Below are 2,872 nucleotides of genomic sequence, written 5' to 3' on the forward strand. Positions count from 1 at the left end.
CCGTAAATGTATATGTAATAATATCTCCAACATTAGAACCACTTAAAACACTTGTCTTAACTAATGTTAATTCTGGATCATTGGTCAATATAGTAACCGTTGGATCATTGGTAGGATCACTATCCGCATCTGGACCATCTACTGTCTCATCTCCATCATCAGATACATCTATAACTGGATCTCCATTTGGATCTTCCCCTTCTACTGTCGCTGAGTTTGTTACTGATCCAGTATTAATATCTGTTTGCGTAATAGTATACGTAGCAGTAGCAGTTCCTATTTCACCTGGTGCTAAACTAGATGGTGTAACTGGTAAATCTGTACTTCCTGTTAATGTATCATCTATAGTAATAGTATCAACAGTTACAGTTCCTGTATTCTCAACAGTAAAGGTATATGTAATAATATCGCCTACTGCACCTGTACCTCCTACAACTGAAGTCTTAGTCATCGTTAACTCTGGATTCGGAGTTAAGTCTGTAATCGTTGGGTCATTTGTAGGATCACTATCTGCATCAGGACCATCTGTAGTCTCATCTCCATCATCAGATACATCAACAACTGGATCTCCATTTGGATCTTCTCCTTCTACTGTTGCAGAGTTTGTTACTGATCCTGTATCAACATCTGTCTGCGTAATAACATATGTAGCAGTAGCAGTTCCTATTTCACCTGGTAACAATATACTTGGAGTAACTGGTAAATCTGTACTTCCTGTTAATGTATCATCTATAGTAATAGTATCAACAGTTACAGTTCCTGTATTCTCAACAGTAAACGTATACGTAATAATATCGCCTACTGCTCCTGTACCTCCTACAACTGAAGTCTTAGTCATCGTTAACTCTGGATTCGGAGTTAAGTCTGTAATCGTTGGGTCATTTGTAGGATCACTATCTGCATCGGGACCATCTGTAGTCTCATCTCCATTATCAGATACATCAACAACTGGATCTCCATTTGGACCTTCCCCTTCTACTGTTGCAGAGTTTGTTACTGATCCTGTATCAACATCTGTCTGCGTAATAACATATGTAGCAGTAGCAGTTCCTATTTCACCTGGTGCTAAACTAGATGGTGTAACTGGTAAATCTGTACTTCCTGTTAATGTATCATCTATAGTAATAGTATCAATCGATACATTTCCTGTATTCTCAACAGTAAACGTATACGTAATAATATCGCCTACTGCTCCTGTACCTCCTACAACTGACGTCTTAGTCATCGTTAACTCTGGATTCGGAGTTAAGTCAGTAATCGTTGGATCATTGGTAGGATCACTATCCGCATCTGGACCATCTGTAGTCTCATCTCCATCATCAGATACATCAACAACTGGATCTCCATTTGGATCTTCTCCTTCTACTGTCGCTGAGTTTGTTACTGATCCAGTATCAATATCTGTCTGCGTAATAGTATACGTAGCAGTAGCAGTTCCTATCTCTCCTGGTAACAATGTACTTGGAGTAACTGGTAAATCTGTACTTCCTGTTAATGTATCATCTATAGTAATAGTATCAATCGATACATTTCCTGTATTCTCAACAGTAAAGGTATATGTAATAATATCGCCTACTGCACCTGTACCTCCTACAACTGAAGTCTTAGTCAACCTTAACTCTGGATTCGGAGTTAAGTCTGTAATCGTTGGGTCATTGGTAGGATCACTATCCGCATCGGGACCATCTACTGTCTCATCTCCATCATCAGATACATCAACAACTGGATCTCCATTTGGATCTTCTCCTTCTGCTATCGCTGAGTTTGTTACTGATCCTGTATCAATATCTGTCTGCGTAATAGTATACGTAGCAGTAGCAGTTCCTATTTCACCTGGTGCTAAACTAGATGGTGTAACTGGTAAATCTGTACTTCCTGTTAATGTATCATCTATAGTAATAGTATCAATCGATACATTTCCTGTATTCTCAACAGTAAACGTATACGTAATAATATCGCCTACTGCTCCTGTACCTCCTAAAACTGACGTCTTAGTCATCGTTAACTCAGCATCCTGATCTAAATCTAATAACGTAGGATCATTGGTAGGATCACTATCCGCATCAGGACCATCTACTGTCTCATCTCCATCATCAGATACATCAACAACTGGATCTCCATTTGGATCTTCTCCTTCTACTGTCGCTGAGTTTGTTACTGATCCAGTATCAATATCTGTTTGTGTAATAGTATACGTAGCAGTAGCAGTTCCTATCTCTCCTGGTAACAATGTACTTGGAGTAACTGGTAAATCTGTACTTCCTGTTAATGTATCATCTATAGTAATAGTGTCAATCGATACATTTCCTGTATTCTCAACAGTAAACGTATACTCAATTACATCATCCAATAATCCTGTTGCTCCCGCGCTCGTTACATTACTAACACTCTTAATTAATAATAACTCTGGAACAGAAGGTGTAAAATTCGTCTCATCATCCTCTACTGGTGCATCGGTATCTGGGGTACCATCTGGGGTACTGTCTGGATCAAAATTATCACTCGCTGTAATCTCTGCGAAGTTTGTATAGTTGCCTGTAGCGGTTACTACCGCTGTATAGGTCAATACTAATGGGGTCGTCGTTGTAACACTAAGTCCACTCCAACTGATCAATCCGCCACTCTCACTTCCGCTATTACTAATACTTCCAATCGTAGTATAACCATCTGGAACCGTATCGCCAACGCCAACTCCGGTAGCATTATTGGCACCTGCATTGCTGACTGTAACACTAAAAGTGACCGTATCACCGGCACTAATCGTTGTACTCCCATCAGCATCTGTAGTCAATACTGCACTCTTGGCAATACTCAAATCACTGGTCAATGCAACGGTAGGTGTAGCACTGGTCTCATCATCTTCTACTGGTGC

1 protein-coding gene is annotated in these 2,872 nt (G+C 39.9%); it reads right to left on the reverse strand.

Annotation, left to right across the window (positions count from 1 at the left end; translation table 11 throughout):
• A partial coding sequence (locus Q0921_RS24840) for a hypothetical protein (protein ID WP_299261849.1) occupies positions 1-2,872 on the reverse strand: 2,872 nt, incomplete at both ends.

It is taken from the genome of uncultured Aquimarina sp., from assembly GCF_947496855.1.
In the GTDB taxonomy this organism is placed as follows: domain Bacteria; phylum Bacteroidota; class Bacteroidia; order Flavobacteriales; family Flavobacteriaceae; genus Aquimarina.